Annotated in this window: 15 protein-coding genes and 1 riboswitch; of the genes, 6 read left to right on the top strand and 9 right to left on the bottom strand. The window is 71.5% G+C overall.

Features of this window, described 5'->3' with window-relative positions; all coding sequences use genetic code 11:
* Nucleotides 1-3: 3 nt before the first annotated feature.
* From ABZ386_RS25495 to thrC, 6 genes are all read right to left on the bottom strand, one after another.
* Entirely contained in the window at nt 4-1,560 is a 1,557-nt protein-coding gene (locus tag ABZ386_RS25495) for a carboxylesterase family protein (protein WP_358965949.1), read from the bottom strand.
* 97 nt (nt 1,561-1,657) lie between these two features.
* Complete coding sequence (locus ABZ386_RS25500) at nt 1,658-2,779, bottom strand: NADH:flavin oxidoreductase (RefSeq protein ID WP_356500372.1); 1,122 nt, start codon at nt 2,777-2,779, stop codon at nt 1,658-1,660.
* Between the two features lie 183 nt (nt 2,780-2,962).
* Nucleotides 2,963-4,585, bottom strand: a complete 1,623-nt coding sequence (gene groL, locus ABZ386_RS25505) for a chaperonin GroEL (RefSeq protein WP_351338457.1) — start codon at nt 4,583-4,585, stop codon at nt 2,963-2,965.
* A gap of 327 nt (nt 4,586-4,912) precedes the next feature.
* Nucleotides 4,913-5,116, bottom strand: a complete 204-nt coding sequence (locus tag ABZ386_RS25510) for a cold-shock protein (RefSeq protein WP_003986833.1) — start codon at nt 5,114-5,116, stop codon at nt 4,913-4,915.
* A gap of 447 nt (nt 5,117-5,563) precedes the next feature.
* The gene (locus ABZ386_RS25515; RefSeq protein WP_010035955.1) at nt 5,564-5,839 is read right to left on the bottom strand and encodes a ubiquitin-like small modifier protein 1; all 276 of its coding nucleotides are present in this window, start codon (nt 5,837-5,839) and stop codon (nt 5,564-5,566) included.
* A 116-nt stretch (nt 5,840-5,955) separates the two neighbouring features.
* Nucleotides 5,956-7,242 (bottom strand): threonine synthase, encoded by a 1,287-nt coding sequence (gene thrC, locus ABZ386_RS25520; RefSeq protein ID WP_358965951.1) that lies wholly within the window; start codon nt 7,240-7,242, stop codon nt 5,956-5,958.
* An 18-nt stretch (nt 7,243-7,260) separates the two neighbouring features.
* Nucleotides 7,261-7,416: riboswitch (SAM riboswitch) on the bottom strand.
* Nucleotides 7,417-7,571: 155 nt separating this feature from the next.
* Between thrC and ABZ386_RS25525 the strand changes: the two genes are divergently transcribed.
* From ABZ386_RS25525 to otsB, 3 genes are all read left to right on the top strand, one after another.
* On the top strand, nt 7,572-8,516 hold the full coding sequence (locus tag ABZ386_RS25525) for a glucosyl-3-phosphoglycerate synthase (RefSeq protein ID WP_351338450.1): 945 nt from the start codon (nt 7,572-7,574) through the stop codon (nt 8,514-8,516).
* A 73-nt stretch (nt 8,517-8,589) separates the two neighbouring features.
* Entirely contained in the window at nt 8,590-9,978 is a 1,389-nt protein-coding gene (locus ABZ386_RS25530; protein WP_356616539.1) for a trehalose-6-phosphate synthase, read from the top strand.
* Entirely contained in the window at nt 9,975-10,829 is an 855-nt protein-coding gene (gene otsB / locus ABZ386_RS25535; RefSeq protein ID WP_351338444.1) for a trehalose-phosphatase, read from the top strand. The genes ABZ386_RS25530 and otsB overlap by 4 nt, the downstream gene beginning before the upstream one ends.
* Nucleotides 10,830-10,836: 7 nt before the next feature.
* On the opposite strand, the gene ABZ386_RS25540 is transcribed toward otsB, so the two are convergent.
* Nucleotides 10,837-11,082, bottom strand: a complete 246-nt coding sequence (locus ABZ386_RS25540; RefSeq protein ID WP_351338441.1) for a DUF3263 domain-containing protein — start codon at nt 11,080-11,082, stop codon at nt 10,837-10,839.
* Nucleotides 11,083-11,117: 35 nt separating this feature from the next.
* Nucleotides 11,118-12,371 (bottom strand): extracellular solute-binding protein, encoded by a 1,254-nt coding sequence (locus ABZ386_RS25545; protein ID WP_351338438.1) that lies wholly within the window; start codon nt 12,369-12,371, stop codon nt 11,118-11,120.
* Nucleotides 12,372-12,504: 133 nt separating this feature from the next.
* Here ABZ386_RS25545 and ABZ386_RS25550 point away from each other — a divergent pair, with 133 nt between their 5' ends.
* The 3 genes from ABZ386_RS25550 to ABZ386_RS25560 all read left to right on the top strand — a co-directional run bounded on the left by ABZ386_RS25550 (nt 12,505) and on the right by ABZ386_RS25560 (nt 15,709).
* Entirely contained in the window at nt 12,505-13,446 is a 942-nt protein-coding gene (locus ABZ386_RS25550; protein ID WP_351338435.1) for an ROK family protein, read from the top strand.
* Complete coding sequence (nagA, locus tag ABZ386_RS25555) at nt 13,446-14,657, top strand: N-acetylglucosamine-6-phosphate deacetylase (RefSeq protein ID WP_358965953.1); 1,212 nt, start codon at nt 13,446-13,448, stop codon at nt 14,655-14,657. The genes ABZ386_RS25550 and nagA overlap by 1 nt, the downstream gene beginning before the upstream one ends.
* Before the next feature lie 122 nt (nt 14,658-14,779).
* Nucleotides 14,780-15,709 carry a 1-phosphofructokinase family hexose kinase gene (locus tag ABZ386_RS25560; RefSeq protein ID WP_358965954.1) on the top strand — a complete coding sequence of 310 codons (930 nt, stop codon included), beginning with the start codon at nt 14,780-14,782 and terminating at the stop codon, nt 15,707-15,709.
* A 12-nt stretch (nt 15,710-15,721) separates the two neighbouring features.
* Here ABZ386_RS25560 and ABZ386_RS25565 read toward each other — a convergent pair whose 3' ends face one another.
* Entirely contained in the window at nt 15,722-16,675 is a 954-nt protein-coding gene (locus tag ABZ386_RS25565; protein ID WP_351338426.1) for a carbohydrate-binding protein, read from the bottom strand.
* Between the last annotated feature and the right edge of the window lie 97 nt (nt 16,676-16,772).

Genomic DNA, 16,772 nt, shown 5'->3' on the forward strand with positions numbered 1-16,772 from the left:
CCGTCACAGCAGGGGCAGCGGGCGGAAGTCGTGCCCCTCCCACAGGCGCCGCGACGCCTCCTCCGGATACGCCGTGACCACCGGCTCCGCGTCCAGCACCTGCACCAGCCGCCGCTCGTCGTCGTACGCGGGCCAGCCCGGGTCGCCCGTCCTCGCGAACGCCGTCCAGGAGGCACGGAAGCGGGCCGACAGCGCGAGGGCCTCGGCGGACGGCTCCGCTCCCGCGAACACCAGGGCCCCGAGGTCCGCCCCGTACGTGCCGAAGAGCAGGGGGATGTCCAGGCCGTGGCAGGCGCCGAGCGCGCCGCCGTTGCCGGGGGCCGGCCAGGTCAGCTCGTAGAGGTGCGCGCTGCCGCCGCCCGCGCGCTGCGCCTGGGCCAGGTGCAGGGAGGGCATGGTGAACAGCCAGTCCGTCTGGACGCGTTCGTAGAGCTCGCTCGGGGAGGCGTCGGGGAAGGCCGCTCGGTAGGCCGCTTCCCCGTCGGGGCCGGGGGCGAACAGGCGCAGGGCCGCACTCGCCCGCTCGTCGGTGATCTGGCCCAGCTGCCCGGCCATGGCGACGAAGAGGCGGTACTCGTCGCGGTTGTGGCCGACGAGCAGGTCGACGCCCTTGGCGGCACCGGCCGCCAGCGCCCGCCACGGCGTCGTCGGCAGGATCTCGCCGTCGACCACCGGGGAGAAGGGCGTGACCGTGGGGGCGGCCTGGCCCCAGCGGTCGAGGTACTGCAGCATCTTCGGGCCCAGCGCCTCGCCCGCCGCGGTCAGCCGGCGCGGCTCCACCGTCGACAGGTCGGCGACCGTGGGGCGCAGGCCCACCTCGGCGGCGAGGGCCGTGCCGATGTCCCGGGCCAGTTCGTCGGAGAAGAACGTCCCCGGCACGCTCTGCGCGATCGCCCGCCGGAACAGGCCGGACGCGCGGTCCATCGCGAGCAGCGAGGCGATCGAGCCCGCGCCCGCCGACTCGCCGAAGACGGTGACCCGCTCCGAGTCGCCGCCGAACGCCGCGATGTTGTCCCGCACCCACTCCAGCGCGGCGACCTGGTCGAGCAGGCCGCGGTTGGCGGGCGCCCCCTCGATGTGGGCGAACCCCTCCATTCCGACCCGGTAGTTGAGGGAGACGACCACGACGTCGCCGTCGGTGGCGATGTGCCGGGCGTCGTAGCCGGGGCTGCCGGCGTGGCCGAGCTTGTAGGCGCCGCCGTAGATCCACACCAGCACGGGGCGGCGGGCGGCCGGGTCGGGGTCGGGGGTCCAGACGTTGACCGTGAGCCACTCGTCGCCCTCGGGCACGTCGAACAGGGCCGGGCCGCCCATCAGGCCGAGGTCCTGCGGGGGCGGCGGGCCGAACGCGTACGCGTCGCGTATGCCGTCCCAGGCGGGGGCGGGGCGCGGGGCCATGAAGCGGGCCTCGCCGACGGGGGGTGCGGCGAAGGGGATGCCGCGGAAGACGGCGAGCCCCTCCTCCCTGCGGCCCCGGACCGCCCCGGCGGTGGTGCGCACCACCGGGGCGGGCTGCTCGGCCGGACCGTCCGCCGGGGGGCGGGCCTCGGTCGTCGTCATCTGGATCTCCTCACGTGGCCGGTGAACAGGCGCTCAGTCAGTGTCCTTGACTGACGCAAGCAGATCCAGAGCCTCGGGTTCCGGGCTCGGCCGTGGGTCAGCTGAGCGACTTCAGCGCGGCCGGGTCGTACGGCGCCAGGTCCGTGAAGCGGCCGTCCAGGATCTTCCGGGCCCACTCGGGGTCCTGGAGCAGGGCGCGGCCGACGGCGACCATGTCGAACTCGTCGCGCTCGAAGCGGTCCAGGAGGTTGTCGAGGTCGCCGACCTCGGCGCCCTGGCCCTGGAAGGACTTGAGGAAGTCGCCGCCGCTCAGGCCGACCGAGCCGACGGTGATGGCGGGCTTGCCGGTGAGCTTCTTGGTCCAGCCGGCCAGGTTGAGGTCGGAGTCGTCGAACTCGGGCACCCAGTAGCGGCGGGTGGAGGCGTGGAAGGCGTCGACGCCGGCGGCGGCCAGCGGGGTCAGGATGGCCTCCAGCTCCTCGGGGGTCTCGGCGAGGCGGGCGTCGTAGGCGTCCTGCTTCCACTGCGAGTAGCGGAAGATGACGGGGAAGTCGGCCGAGACGGTCTCGCGGACGGCCGCGACGATCTCCGCCGAGAACTTGACGCGGGCGACCGGGTCGCCGCCGTAGGCGTCGGCGCGGCGGTTGGTGCCCTCCCAGAGGAACTGGTCGAGCAGGTAGCCGTGGGCGCCGTGCAGTTCGACGCCGTCGAAGCCGATGCGCTCGGCGGCCGCGGCGGCCTCGGCGAACGCGCCGATGACGGCGTCGATGTCGGCCTGGGTCATGGCCTTGCCGGTGCCCTCGGTGCCGTCCGTGCGGATACCGGAGGGGCCGACGGCCGGGGCGTCGGCGACGGGCGGCTCGCCCTGCTTGCGGACCATGCCGATGTGCCACAGCTGCGGCACGATCGTGCCGCCCGCGGCGTGCACCGCCTCGGCGACCTTCGCCCAGCCCGCGAGTTGCTCCTCGCCGTGGAACCGCGGCACGCGGTCGCTCTGCCCGGCCGACTCGTGGCCGACGTAGGTGCCCTCGGTGACGATCAGACCGACTCCGGCGGCGGCGCGGCGCGCGTAGTACGAGACGACGTCCTCACCGGGGACGCCGCCCGGGGAGAACATGCGGGTCATCGGCGCCATAGCGATCCGGTTCGGGACGGTCAGGCCGCCCAGCGACACGGGTCGGGACAGGATGTCGGCGGCGCGGGAGGCGACGTCGGTCACGTGGGGACTCCTCGGGAGGTACCGGTCGGTATGTGCATACGCATAGGGCGCCTATTCCAACAGCCCGGCCCGCCCACGGCATCCCGCCCTCCCTGTGATCCCGCACACGCCCGAGGGCGGCACCCCCTGTCGCACAGGGAGTGCCGCCCTCGGTACCGAAGGACGGTGATCGACCGGAGTCGATCAGAAGTCCATGTCACCGCCCGGCATGCCGCCGCCGGCGGGCGCGGCGGCCTTCTCCGGCTTGTCGGCGATGACGGCCTCGGTGGTGAGGAACAGCGCGGCGATGGAGGCGGCGTTCTGCAGCGCGGAACGGGTCACCTTCGCCGGGTCGATGATGCCCTCGGCGATCATGTCGACGTACTCACCGGTCGCGGCGTTCAGGCCGTGGCCGACCTGGAGGTTGCGGACCTTCTCCACGACGACGCCGCCCTCGAGACCACCGTTGACGGCGATCTGCTTCAGCGGGGCCTCCAGCGCGAGCTTCACGGCGTTGGCGCCGGTCGCCTCGTCACCCTCGAGCTCCAGCTTCTCGAAGACCTGGGAGGCCTGCAGCAGGGCCACGCCACCACCGGCGACGATGCCCTCCTCGACGGCCGCCTTGGCGTTGCGCACGGCGTCCTCGATGCGGTGCTTGCGCTCCTTGAGCTCCACCTCGGTGGCGGCACCGGCCTTGATGACCGCGACACCGCCGGCGAGCTTCGCCAGGCGCTCCTGCAGCTTCTCGCGGTCGTAGTCCGAGTCGCTGTTCTCGATCTCGGCGCGGATCTGGTTCACGCGACCCTGGACCTGGTCGGCGGAGCCGGCACCGTCGACGATGGTGGTCTCGTCCTTGGTGATGACGACCTTGCGGGCCTTGCCCAGCAGGTCGAGCGTGGCGTTCTCCAGCTTGAGGCCGACCTCCTCGGAGATCACCTCGCCGCCGGTGAGGATGCCGATGTCCTGCAGCATCGCCTTGCGGCGGTCGCCGAAGCCCGGGGCCTTGACGGCGACGGACTTGAACGTGCCACGGATCTTGTTGACGACCAGGGTCGACAGGGCCTCGCCCTCGACGTCCTCGGCGATGATCAGCAGCGGCTTGCCCGACTGCATGACCTTCTCCAGGAGCGGGAGCAGGTCCTTGACGTTCGAGATCTTGGAGTTCGCGATCAGGATGTACGGGTCGTCGAGGACGGCCTCCATACGCTCCATGTCGGTCGCGAAGTACGCCGAGATGTAGCCCTTGTCGAAGCGCATACCCTCGGTGAGCTCCAGCTCCAGACCGAAGGTCTGGGACTCCTCGACGGTGATGACGCCTTCCTTGCCGACCTTGTCCATCGCCTCGGCGATGAGCTCACCGATCTGGGTGTCGGCGGCGGAGATGGAGGCCGTGGAGGCGATCTGCTCCTTGGTCTCGACGTCCTTCGCCTGCTCCAGCAGGGCGGCGGAGACGGCCTCGACGGCCTTCTCGATACCGCGCTTGAGGGCCATCGGGTTGGCGCCGGCGGCTACGTTGCGCAGACCCTCGCGCACCAGGGCCTGGGCGAGCACGGTCGCCGTGGTCGTACCGTCACCGGCGACGTCGTCCGTCTTCTTGGCGACTTCCTTGACCAGCTCGGCGCCGATCTTCTCGTACGGGTCCTCGAGCTCGATCTCCTTGGCGATGGAGACACCATCGTTGGTGATCGTGGGCGCGCCCCACTTCTTCTCGAGGACGACGTTGCGGCCCTTGGGGCCGAGCGTCACCTTCACGGCGTCCGCGAGCTGGTTCATGCCGCGCTCGAGGCCGCGCCGCGCCTCCTCGTCGAACGCGATGATCTTGGCCATGTGAAGTGGTCCCTCCAGGACTGGGGGTGATTACTTCGGACCGCGCCCGCGCCCGCGACGGACGGCCCCGACCGGTGGTTCCTTGCCCCACCCGGCCCGTGGCCTCACCGACCCGGTCCTTACGTTGTCACTCTCACCTTCAGAGTGCTAACGCAATGATTAGCACTCGACCCCTGCGAGTGCAAGCGCCTGACGGGTTCGGGCGGGGGCGTCAGCCGCCCGCGAACGCCGCTCGAAGGGCCTTCGAACAGGCCGAAGGGCCCGCACCCCGGGGGGTACGGGCCCTTCAGAGAAGACCGGTCGCTTGCGGTTGGTCGTGGAACGCGTTCAGCCGGCGACGCGAACCATGTCGGCCTGCGGACCCTTCTGGCCCTGCGAGATCTCGAACTCAACCCGCTGGCCCTCTTCCAGGGTGCGGTAACCGTCCATCTGGATCGCGCTGTAGTGGACGAAAACATCCGCACCACCGTCGACCGCGATGAAGCCGTACCCCTTCTCCGCGTTGAACCACTTGACGGTGCCCTGAGCCATGCCTAACTCCCCTATTACTGGCCCTTGCACAGATCCACACTTCGCGGATCCGGGTCAGACCTCACCCCCCACGGTTGGGGGCGTGCGCCGGAACGCGTCGACCGCGGCTGAATGTATCTGTCCAACTGCCGTCTGCAACAGGTCAATCGGACGAGAATTCTGGACGCGCAGCATCCGGAATGTGGGGAGAATTCGCCTGAATTCAGGGCAAGTCGGGCCACACAAAAGGAACAAAAGCCGCGAAAGACGCACACACTTTGGCTACATCTTGTCGGGCGTGCGGCAGGAATTCAGGGTTTCCGATCAGGGGATCGGCATCGCGTTCCCCAACTGTACCCCGCTCAACCACACTGAATTGCCCCCTCCGCTTCTCTCACGGAGGGGGCAATTCGATGAACTCTCGGTGACGACCGTTACCGCAAGTAACAATCGGGCCGGTCGACCGGTTCAGCCGCCGGCGACGGCCGGGATGATCGACACGCCGGCACCGTCCGGCGTCGCCGTCTCCAGCCCCTGCTCGAACCGCACGTCGTCGTCGTTCACGTACACGTTGACGAACCGCCGCAGCTTGCCCTGGTCGTCCAGCACCCGGGCGGCGATCCCGGTGTGGTTCTTCTCCAGATCGGCGATGACCTCGCCCAGGGTCGCCCCTTCAGCGGCGACCTCGGCCTGCCCGCCGGTGTAGGTACGCAGGATGGTGGGGATACGAACTGTGACGCTCATGACTTCAAAACCTCCGGTTGGGTGACGCACCTGTCTTTAGGGGCGCGGGGCTGTGTCGATATGCGGCTCCGCCGCGTGGGCGCGACCAGCCCCCACCGGCCCGCAGCCGACAACGATCAGACGAGCCCGGCCTCACGGAACGAAGCCAGGTTCGGGCGAATGGTCGTGGTCAGCCCCGTGCCCGCCACCGCGTCCAGCGTCTTCAGACCATCCCCGGTGTTGAGCACCACGGTCGTCTTCGACGGATCCAGAACCCCGTTCTCGATCAGCTTCTTCGTCACCCCCACGGTCACCCCACCCGCGGTCTCCGCGAAGACACCCTCGGTCCGCGCAAGGACCTTGATCGCGTCGACGACCTGCTCGTCGTTCACGTCCTCCACCGCACCGCCCGTCCGCCGCGCGATGTCCAGCACGTACGGCCCGTCCGCCGGATTCCCGATCGCCAGCGACTTGGCGATCGTGTCCGGCTTCTGCGGCCGCACCACGTCGTGCCCCGCCTTGAACGCCGTCGACACCGGCGAGCACCCCTCGGCCTGCGCGCCGAAGATCTTGTACGGCTTGTCCTCGACCAGTCCGAGCTTGATCAGCTCCTGCAGGCCCTTGTCGATCTTCGTGAGCTGGGAGCCGGAGGCGATCGGCACGACGATCTGGTCGGGCAGCCGCCAGCCGAGCTGCTCGCAGATCTCGTACGCCAGGGTCTTGGAGCCCTCGGCGTAGTACGGCCGCAGGTTGACGTTGACGAAGCCCCAGCCCTCGCCGGCCGGGTCGCCGATCAGCTCGGAGCAGAAGCGGTTCACGTCGTCGTAGTTGCCCTCGATGCCGACGAGCTCGCCGCCGTAGACCGCGGCCATGACGACCTTGCCCTGCTCCAGGTCGTGCGGGATGAACACGCAGGAGCGGAAGCCGGCGCGGGCCGCGGCGGCGCCCACCGCGCCGGCCAGGTTGCCGGTGGAGGAGCAGGAGAGGGTGGTGAAGCCGAAGGCGCGGGCGGCCTCCAGGGCCTGGGCGACGACGCGGTCCTTGAAGGAGTGCGTCGGGTTGCCGGAGTCGTCCTTGACGAAGAGCTTGCCGGCGTCGACACCCAGCTCACGGGCGAGGTTGTCGGCCTTGATCAGCTTGGTCCAGCCCGGGTTGAGGTTCGGCTTGTCCGCCACGTCGGCCGGGACGGGCAGCAGCGGCGCGTAACGCCAGATGTTCGCGGGACCCGCCTCGATCCGCTTGCGGAGCTCCTCGGCGTCGTACGCGGAGAAGTCGTAAGCGATCTCCAGCGGGCCGAAACACTCCTCGCAGGCGAAGACCGGGCCGAGGGGGACGCGGTGACCGCACTCGCGGCAGCTCAGAGCGGCGGCCGGGCCGAGGTCTACCGTGGAGTTCGTGGTGCTTGCAACAGTCTGCACAGCCATGTGAGGCGAGGCCCTTTCTCCTCATCTTCCTCACGACGCATCTCGCCGTGAGACGGATTTGGCACCTTCCCTAGCCGGGAGCCTCGCGCTGTGGTCGCCAGTGACCTACGAGTACCGACTGGAGGGTTGCCGGGGCTTCATCGGGCCGTATCCCTCTGCCCCTCTGGATGAGCTGTATGTGGTTGTAAACAACGGTTGACCCCGGACATGCGATGGTCATCCGCGTTGTTCAAGACTGTAACCGACGACCAGGACCCTTGAGATAGTCGTCCGAACCGCGAGATGGCTCACAATCCGTCCCGCCGAGAGAACGCTAAGGAGCCGCCACGGTGCTGGAAGAAGTCGAGCGCTGGCTGAGCACCCGTTCCTGGTCCGCGACCGAGCGTCCGCTCCACCGGATCCTGGCCGCCAAGCAGCGCACGGGCCAGACGGTCAGCGTCGTACTGCCCGCGCTCAACGAGGAGGAGACGGTCGGCGACATCGCCTCCGTCATCCGCCACGACCTGATGCGGCAGGTCCCGCTCGTCGACGAGCTGGTCGTCGTCGACTCGGGGTCCACCGACCGCACGTCGGAGGTGGCCGCCGCCGCGGGCGCGACGGTGGTGCACCGCGACGCCATCCTGCCGCGGCTGCCCGCCGTGCCCGGCAAGGGCGAGGTGCTGTGGCGCTCGCTGCTCGTCACGCGCGGGGACATCGTCTGCTTCGTCGACGCGGACCTGAGGGACTTCTCGTCCGACTTCGTCTCCGGGATCGTGGGCCCGCTGCTCACCGAGCCGGACGTCGACCTGGTCAAGGGCATGTACGACCGTCCGCTGGGCGGCGCCGCCGGGCAGGGCGGCCGGGTCACGGAACTCATGGCGCGCCCGCTGCTCAACATGCACTGGCCGCAGCTGGCCGGCTTCGTGCAGCCGCTCGGCGGGGAGTACGCCGCCCGCCGCTCGCTGCTGGAGCAGCTGCCGTTCCCCGTCGGGTACGGCGTCGAGCTGGGCATGCTGGTCGACGCCCTGCACCTGGTCGGCCTGGACGCCCTCGCCCAGGTGGACGTCGGGGTGCGCAAGCACCGGCACCAGGACGGGCAGGCGCTGGGCCGCATGGCCGCCGCGATCTACCGCACGGCCCAGCTGCGGCTGGCCCGGGGGCATCTGATCCGGCCGTCCCTGACGCAGTTCGAGCGGAGCGGCGACGGCTTCGAGCCGCGCACGTACTCGGTGGACACCGAGGAGCGTCCGCCGATGGTGGAGATCGCCGAGTACCAGCAGCGGAAGGCGGCCTGACCGGGGCCGTTTTCGGCCGGACGCGGCAGGTCCGTACGTTTGAGCGTTTACCGGCCGGGCTAGGTTGAGGCCTATGGGTTCGACGTACGGTTCTGCGCGGGTACTGGTGGCCTCCAACCGGGGCCCGGTCTCCTACACGCTCGGTGAGGACGGTTCGCTGGACGCCAAGCGGGGCGGTGGCGGGCTGGTCTCGGGGCTGTCCGCGATCGGCTCGGACGCGGACGCGCTGTGGGTGTGCTCGGCGCTGTCCGACGGCGACCGGGAGGCGGTCCGGCGCGGGATCGGCGAGGACGGCGTGCGGATGCTGGACATCCCGGCCGACGTGCACGCCGACGCGTACAACGGCATCGCCAACTCGGTGCTGTGGTTCGTGCACCACATGCTGTACCAGACGCCGCTGGAGCCGGTCTTCGACGCGGAGTTCCGGCGCCAGTGGGCGTCCTACGAGACGTACAACCGGGCGTTCGCCCAGGCGCTGGCCGAGGAGGCGGCGCAGGGCGCGGCGGTCGTGGTGCAGGACTACCACCTGACGCTGGTGCCGGGCATGCTCCGCGAGCTGCGCCCGGACCTGAGGATCGGCCACTTCTCGCACACGCCGTGGGCGCCGCCCGAGTACTTCCGGATGCTGCCGGACGACGTGGCCGGGCAGGTGCTGCGCGGCATGCTGGGCGCGGACCGGCTGGGCTTCCTCACGCAGCGCTGGGCGGACGCGTTCACCGCGTGCGCCGAGCGGTTCGCCGGGGGGCTCGGCGGCACGCGGATCGGCGTGCACGGGCTCGGGGCCGACGCGGACTTCCTGCGGAAGCGGTCCCACGAGCAGGACGTCGAGGAGCGGATGGCCGCGCTGCGCGAGGAGATCGGCGAGGGCCGCCGCACGATCGTCCGGGTCGACCGCACGGAGCTGTCGAAGAACATCGTGCGCGGGCTGCTGGCCTACCGCCGGCTCCTGGAGGCGCACGGCGAGTGGCGCGAGCGCGTGGTGCACGTGGCCTTCGCGTATCCGTCGCGGCAGGACCTCGCGGTGTACCGGGAGTACATGGCCGAGGTGCGGCGGCTGGCGGACGAGATCAACGAGCAGTACGGCACACCGGGCTGGACCCCGGTCGTCCTGCACCTCAAGGACGACTTCGCCCGCTCCCTGGCCGCGTACCGCCTGGCCGACGTGGCGCTCGTCAACCCCGTCCGGGACGGCATGAACCTGGTCGCCAAGGAGGTCCCGGTCGTCTCCGACGCGGGCTGCGCGCTGGTGCTGTCCCGGGAGGCCGGGGCGCACGAGGAGCTGGGCGAGGACGCGATCACGGTCAACCCCTACGACGTCACGGGCACGGCGGCGGCCCTGCACGAGGCCCTGTCGATGGGCCCGGAGGAGCGCGCCGAGCGGAGCAAGCGGCTGGCCGCGGCGGCCACGGCGCTGCCGCCGGCGCAGTGGTTCGTGGACCAGCTGGAGGCGTTGCGGGGATGAACGGCACGACACCGCCGGCGCGACCGCTGCCCACGCCCGCCACCCGGGCCGGACAGGAGGGCCTCGACGCGCTCCTCGCCGGCCCCGGCAAGGCCGTGATCGGCCTCGACTTCGACGGGACGCTCGCGCCGATCGTGGCCGACCCGGAGCGCGCCCGGGCCCATCCGGAGGCGGTGCCGGCGCTGGCCGCGCTCGCGCCGAAGGTGGCCGCCGTGGCGGTGGTCACGGGCCGGCCCGCCGAGGTCGCGGTACGCAACGGCGCCTTCGCGGACGTGCCGGGGCTGGAGCACCTGGTCGTCCTCGGGCACTACGGCGCCGAGCGGTGGGACGCCCGCACCGGCGAGGTCACCGCGCCCGGGGCGCACCCCGGCGTCGAGGCCGTCCGCGCCGAACTGCCCGGGCTGCTCGACGGGAGCGGCGCGGGGCCGGGGACCTGGGTGGAGGACAAGGGCCGGGCCGTGGCCGTGCACACCCGGCGGGCCGCCGACCCGCAGGCCGCCTTCGAGGCCCTGCGCGCACCGCTCACCGACCTGGCGGCCCGGCACGGCCTGATCGTCGAGCCCGGCCGCATGGTCCTCGAACTCCGCCCGCCCGGCATGGACAAGGGCGTCGCCCTGAGCGAGTTCGCCCGGGAGACCGGCGCCGGGTCCGTCCTCTACGCCGGTGACGACCTGGGCGACCTGCCCGCCTACGCGGCGGTGGACCGGCTCCGCTCCGACGGCACCCCGGGCCTGCTGGTGTGCAGCGGCAGCGACGAGGTGACCGAGCTGCGGGAACGGGCGGACCTGGTGGTGGACGGCCCGGAGGGCGTCGTACGACTGCTGCGGGACCTGGCGGACCGGCTCGGCTGAGGAGCACTCAGCGCTCGGTCCGGCGCCTGTCTCTTGTCCGCCGCAGCCGGTTGACCGTCACCGGGTCGTGGGCCAGGGCCCGGGGGTCGTCCAGCAGTGCGTTGAGGAGCTGGTAGTAGCGCACGGGGGCGAGGCCCAGCTCCTCCCGTATGGCGCGTTCCTTCGCGCCGGGGCCGGTGAAGCCCCGGCGTTCGAGCGCGAGGATGTCCTGCTCCGCGCGCCCGAGCCGGGCCTGGTCGGTCTCCTCGTCCATGCCCGGCACCGTAACGCCTGCCACCGACAGCGGGACTACTCGGCGCTCTCCGCCCGGACCGCCACCGCCTGGAGCTGGCCCAGGACGCCCGCAGGGCTGCTGCCGGGGGCGACCGCCTTGCCGATCTGCTGCTTGATCTGGGCGCTGACATCGGCCCAGGAGGTCTTGCCGACCGGGTACAGCTCGGAGGTGAGCAGCTCCTCCAGGAACGGCCGCAGGTGCCGGTCCCGGTCGGAGGCGGTCATGGTCGCGGACGCGGAGGAGGTGACCGGCAGCAGGTCGTACTCGCGGGAGAAGGCCAGCACGTTCTTCTCGCTGTAGACGAAGTCGAGGAAGTCGCCGACCTGGTCGCGGTGGCCGTTCTTCCGGAAGGCCGTCATCCAGTCGGCGACACCGAGCGTGGACCTGCTCGTGCCCTCCTTGCCCGGCATCGGCACCATGCCGTACCGGACGCCCTTCTTGGCGGCGATCTTCATCAGCGAGGGGTGGCCGTTGAGCATGCCGACCTCGCCCTTCGCGAAGGCGGCGAACGCGTCGGCCCGGTTGAGCTCGCCCGGCGCGACCGGCCCGGTCAGGTCCTTGCCGACCAGTTCGTTCTTCAGCCAGGAGAAGGTGTCGATGTTCTCCGGGGAGTCGATGCCGTAGCTGTCGACGCTGTCGGTGTAGCCGCCCCCGCCGCTGAGCATCCACTGCATGGTCTCGGCCTGCGCCTCCTCCGGGCCGAGGGGCAGCGCGTAGGGGTACTTCACGCCCTCGGCCTTGAGCGCCTCGGCGTCGTCGGCCAGGTCGTCCCAGGTCTTGGGCGGGGTGATGCCCGCCTTGTCGAAGAGGGTCTTGTTGTAGAAGAGCACGCGCGTGGAGGAGGCGAACGGCATGCCGTACTGCACGCCCTTGACCTGGCCGGCGGAGGCCAGCTGCCCGACGAAGTCGGCCTGCACGGGTATGGAGAGCAGGTCGTCGGCCTTGTAGAGCTGGTTCTGCGCCGCGTAGTCGGCGTACGCGCCGATCTGCGCCATGTCCGGCGGGTCACCGGCGGCGACCATCTCCCTGACCTTGCGGTCGACGTCGTTCCACGAGTAGACGCTGACGTCGATCTTCACGTCGGGATGGTCGGCCTCGTACTCCTCGACGAGCTTGTCCCAGTACTTCTTCGAGCTGTTGGCCGCACTGTCGCCGTAGTCGGCGGCGACCAGCTTCAGGGTCACATCGGCGGAGCCGCCCGTGACTCCGCAGCCGCCGAGGACCGCCGTCATGCCCAGTGCGGACACCACCGCGATCGTTCCTGCCATCCGCCGCCGCTGCACCGCTGTTCTTCCCCAACCCTGGCGTCGCCGCCTCTGAAACTTTTCGATATTCGGAACAAGGTCTACACCACGTAAGTGGACTAGACCTCTTGCGGGTCCCCGGGTCACACTGTTCTCCGTGAGACATGTCATCGCCCTCGACGTGGGCGGCACCGGAATGAAGGCCGCCCTGGCCGGCCCGGAGGGCGAGGTCCTGCACCGGGCCCGCCGGGCCACCGGACGCGACCAGGGCCCGGACGCCGTGGTCGCGGGCATCCTCGACTTCGCCGCCGAGCTGCACGCGTACGGCGCCGAGCACTTCGGCACGCCCGCGTCCGCCGCCGGTGTGGCCGTCCCCGGCATCGTCGACGAGGTGCGCGGCATCGCCGCCTACGCGGCGAACCTCGGCTGGCGGGACGTCCCGCTGCGCGAGCTGCTGGCGGAGCGGCTGGGCGTCCCGGTCGCCCTCGGCCACGACGTGCGCACCGGCGGCCTCGCCGAGGGCCGGGTGGGCGCGGGCCGGGGCGCCGACCGCTTCCTGTTCGTCGCGCTGGGCACCGGCATCGCGGGCGCCATCGGCGTCGACGGCCGGGTCGAGGCGGGCGCGCACGGCTTCGCGGGCGAGATCGGCCACATCGTCGTACGCCCCGGCGGGGCCCGGTGCCCCTGCGGCCAGCGCGGCTGCCTGGAGCGCTTCGCCTCGGCGGCGGCCGTGAGCGAGGCCTGGGCGACGGCCTCCGGCACCCCGGGCGCGGACGCGGCGGACTGCGCGAAGGCGGTGGACGCCGGCGACCCGAAGGCCCGGGCGGTCTGGCAGGAGGCGGTCGACGCCCTGGCCGACGGCCTGGTCACGGCCCTCACTCTGCTGGACCCCCGCACGCTGATCATCGGCGGCGGACTGGCGGAGGCAGGGGAGACCCTCTTCACACCCCTGCGGGAAGCGATCGCCCACCGCATCACCTTCCAGAAACAGCCGTCACTCGTCCCCGCGGCGCTGGGAGACGGTGCCGGCTGTCTGGGGGCGGGCCTGCTGGCCTGGGATCTTCTGGCATCGACCGACCGTATGGAGGTAACGCCCTGATGGCAGCCCACCCAGGGGCGCGGGGAACTGCGCGACCAGCCACCGACAACCCGCACCCCGCCACGGCCGGCCACCCCACGGTCCTGACCGGCGCAACCGTGGTCCTCCCCACAGGAGCCGTCGAAAACGGCCGGTTGGTCATCGACGGAACCCGCATCACCGCCGCCGCCCCGAAAAACGCCCACTTCATCGACGTCACAGGGCACTGGCTGATCCCCGGCTTCGTAGACCTCCACAACCACGGCGGCGGCGGAGCCTCCTTCACCTCCGGCTCGGTCGACGACATCCTCAAGGGCATCCACACCCATCGCCTGCACGGCACGACCACCCTGGTCGCCTCGACCGTCACCGGCGACATGGACTTCCTCGCCCGGCGCGCGGGCCTGCTCAGCGAACTCGCCGAGCAGGGCGAGATCGCCGGCATCCACTTCGAGGGCCCGTTCATCTCCCCCTGCCGCAAGGGCGCCCACTCCGAGGAACTGCTGCGCGACCCGGACCCGGCGGAGGTCCGCAAGCTGATCGACGCGGCCCGGGGCAGGGCGGCGATGGTCACGCTGGCCACCGAACGGCCCGGCGGCCTCGACTCCGTACGCCTGCTGGCCGAACACGGCGTGATCGCGGCGATCGGCCACACGGACGCGACGTACGAGCAGACGGTCGAGGCGATCGACGCGGGCGCGACGGTCGCCACCCACCTCTTCAACGCGATGCCGCCGCTCGGCCACCGCTCCCCCGGCCCGATCGCGGCCCTCCTGGAGGACGACCGGGTCACGGTCGAGCTGATCAACGACGGCACGCACCTCCACCCCGCCGCGCTCCAGCTGGCGTTCCACCGCGCGGGCGCACGCCGGGTGGCGTTCATCACGGACGCGATGGACGCGGCCGGTTTCGGCGACGGACGCTACTGGCTCGGCCCGCTGGAGGTGGAGGTCGCCGACGGCGTGGCCCGGCTGGCGTCGGACGGCACGATCGCCGGCTCGACCCTCACCCTGGACCGCGCCTTCCAGCGGGCGGTCACGGTCGACGGCCTGTCCGTCGAGGACGCGGTGACGGCCCTCTCCGCCACCCCGGCCCGGCTCCTCGGCATGTACGACCGGATCGGCTCCCTGGAGCCCGGCAAGGACGCCGACCTGGTGCTCATGGACGCCGGCTTCGAGCTGAAGGGCGTGATGCGCCGGGGCGAATGGGTGGTCGGTCCCCAACTGGGCTGATCCATCCCGCAGTCGAGAGACGGTGGCCGACTCCAGGACTGGGCCGACCGCCGTCTCTTTGGCATGATCGGGCTTTCGGAAGTCCACGGCGGCAAGCACATTCTCGGGGGAGGTCGGCCCAGGTGATCCTCACGGTCACGCTGAACACCGCTCTCGACATCACCTACCGCGTGCGGTCCCTCACGCCCCACGCCTCCCACCGCGTCTCCGAGGTGACGGAACGCCCGGGCGGCAAGGGCCTCAACGTGGCCCGGGTCCTCGCGGCACTCGGCCACGAGGTGACGGTGACGGGTTTCACGGGCGGGGCGACGGGCCGGGTCGTGCAGGAGAAGCTGGCGGCGGTCCCGGGCGTGGCGGACGCGCTGGTCCCGGTCGCGGGCGCGACCCGCCGCACGATCGCGGTGGTGGACGACCGGACCGGCGACACGACACAGCTGAACGAACCGGGCCCGACGATCACGCCCCTCGAATGGTCGGCCTTCCAGGAGGCCTACGCGGACCTGCTCCACGGCGCCTCCGCCGTGGCCCTGTGCGGCAGCCTGCCGCCGGGCGTGCCGGTGGGCGCGTACGCGGGCCTGGTCCGCACGGCCCGCGCCGCCGGAGTCCCGGTCCTCCTCGACACCAGCGGCGAACCCCTGCGCCGGGGCGTCGCGGCCCGCCCGGACATCATCAAGCCGAACGCGGACGAACTGGCGGAACTGACGGGCTCCCACGAGCCCCTGCGCGCCACCCAGGACGCCCGCCGCCGCGGCGCCGGCGCGGTCGTCGCGTCCCTGGGCTCCGCGGGCCTCCTCGCCGCCACCCGAGAGGGCCGCTGGCGAGCCACCCCACCGGCCTCCGTCCGAGGCAACCCGACGGGCGCGGGCGACTCCGCGGTCGCGGGCCTGCTGTCGGGCCTGGCGGACCACCTCCCCTGGCCGGACCGCCTGACCCGCGCGACAGCGCTGTCCGCGGCGACCGTGGCAGCACCGGTGGCCGGGGAGTTCGACCGGGGGCTGTACGAGGAGTTGCTGGGGAGGGTGTCGGTCTCGCAAGAGGTCAGCGCGGCGTAGGTTCGGGCCGGCTCAGTCCTTGACCTGGCCCGCCTTCAGCCACAGCTGGTCCAGCAGGACATTGCACTTGTCGCCGTCCTGACAGGAGACGGTGATCGTGTTCGTGCCCTTGTTGAGGGTCGGCCAGGCGTAGGTCTTCGTCCAGCCCTTGGAGAAGTCGCCGTCCGACGTGTGCGTGAAGTTGCCCATGTTCAGCTTGGTGCCGAACGGCTTGCCGTTGACGGTGAGCGTCATCTCCTGGTCCTCGTCCACCGCGCTGTAGCGGGCGAAGACCGTGTAGGGCCCGTCCTTGGGGATGCCGTTGACGGTCCAGGTGACCGAGGAGCCGACCTGGTTGAGGTTGCCCACGTAGATGCCGCCGTCGGACTGGGCGCCCTTCACGTCCTGGGCGAGCGACGCGCCGCCGCCGAGACGCAGCGCCTTGGCGTCGATCTTCGGCAGGTCGACCTGGCTCTCGGCGTCATCGCTGCTCGACGGACTCGGCTGCGACTCCTGCGACTGCGTCGGCGTCGTGCCGGTCTCGTTGCCCGCCTCGGTCTTGTCCTTGTCGCCGCCCAGCATGGCCACGCCGATGCCGATGACGACCGCGGCGACCACCGCGATCGCGCCGATCAGCAGGCCCTTGGTGTTCGGGCCGCGACCGCCCCGGCCGCCACCGCCGCCGGAATGCATCTGCGTCTGGGCCGTGGGGGCACCGCCCGGCAGCGTCTCCGGCGCCGCGTAGTGCGCGTTCGGCCGGCCGTAGGCGCCCTGCTGCTGCGGGACCTGCCCGTACGGCGCCGGCTGCGCGTGCTGCGGCTGCTGGCCGTACTGGCGCGTGCCGACCGCTCGCACCCGGTTGACCGAGTTCGGGTAGCCGTAGCCACCGGACGGCGGCTGGGCTCCGTTGGCCTGCCCGTCGGCGTAGAGATAGCCGAACGGGTCGTCGTCCTCGGGCGTGCTCGCGCCGTTGTTGCCGGGCGTCATCCCTTGGTCTCCTCAGTCAGGTGCGGTGCATGCGGTACGGGTCGTGAGAGAGCGAGCCTACCCGCTCCCAGTGACCCAAACGGGTGACTCAGACCGC

Source organism: Streptomyces sp. NPDC006140, assembly GCF_040628815.1.
In the GTDB taxonomy this organism is placed as follows: domain Bacteria; phylum Actinomycetota; class Actinomycetes; order Streptomycetales; family Streptomycetaceae; genus Streptomyces.

Bases quoted from the DNA above. Each gene is read 5' to 3' on its own strand.
- thrC (WP_358965951.1), bottom strand. From the start codon at position 7,242: ATGGCTGTGCAGACTGTTGCAAGCACCACGAACTCCACGGTAGACCTC.
- ABZ386_RS25495 (WP_358965949.1), bottom strand. From the start codon at position 1,560: ATGACGACGACCGAGGCCCGCCCCCCGGCGGACGGTCCGGCCGAGCAG.
- groL (WP_351338457.1), bottom strand. From the start codon at position 4,585: ATGGCCAAGATCATCGCGTTCGACGAGGAGGCGCGGCGCGGCCTCGAG.
- ABZ386_RS25530 (WP_356616539.1), top strand. From the start codon at position 8,590: ATGGGTTCGACGTACGGTTCTGCGCGGGTACTGGTGGCCTCCAACCGG.
- ABZ386_RS25565 (WP_351338426.1), bottom strand. From the start codon at position 16,675: ATGACGCCCGGCAACAACGGCGCGAGCACGCCCGAGGACGACGACCCG.
- ABZ386_RS25545 (WP_351338438.1), bottom strand. From the start codon at position 12,371: ATGGCAGGAACGATCGCGGTGGTGTCCGCACTGGGCATGACGGCGGTC.
- otsB (WP_351338444.1), top strand. From the start codon at position 9,975: ATGAACGGCACGACACCGCCGGCGCGACCGCTGCCCACGCCCGCCACC.
- ABZ386_RS25515 (WP_010035955.1), bottom strand. From the start codon at position 5,839: ATGAGCGTCACAGTTCGTATCCCCACCATCCTGCGTACCTACACCGGC.
- ABZ386_RS25540 (WP_351338441.1), bottom strand. From the start codon at position 11,082: ATGGACGAGGAGACCGACCAGGCCCGGCTCGGGCGCGCGGAGCAGGAC.
- nagA (WP_358965953.1), top strand. From the start codon at position 13,446: ATGGCAGCCCACCCAGGGGCGCGGGGAACTGCGCGACCAGCCACCGAC.
- ABZ386_RS25510 (WP_003986833.1), bottom strand. From the start codon at position 5,116: ATGGCTCAGGGCACCGTCAAGTGGTTCAACGCGGAGAAGGGGTACGGC.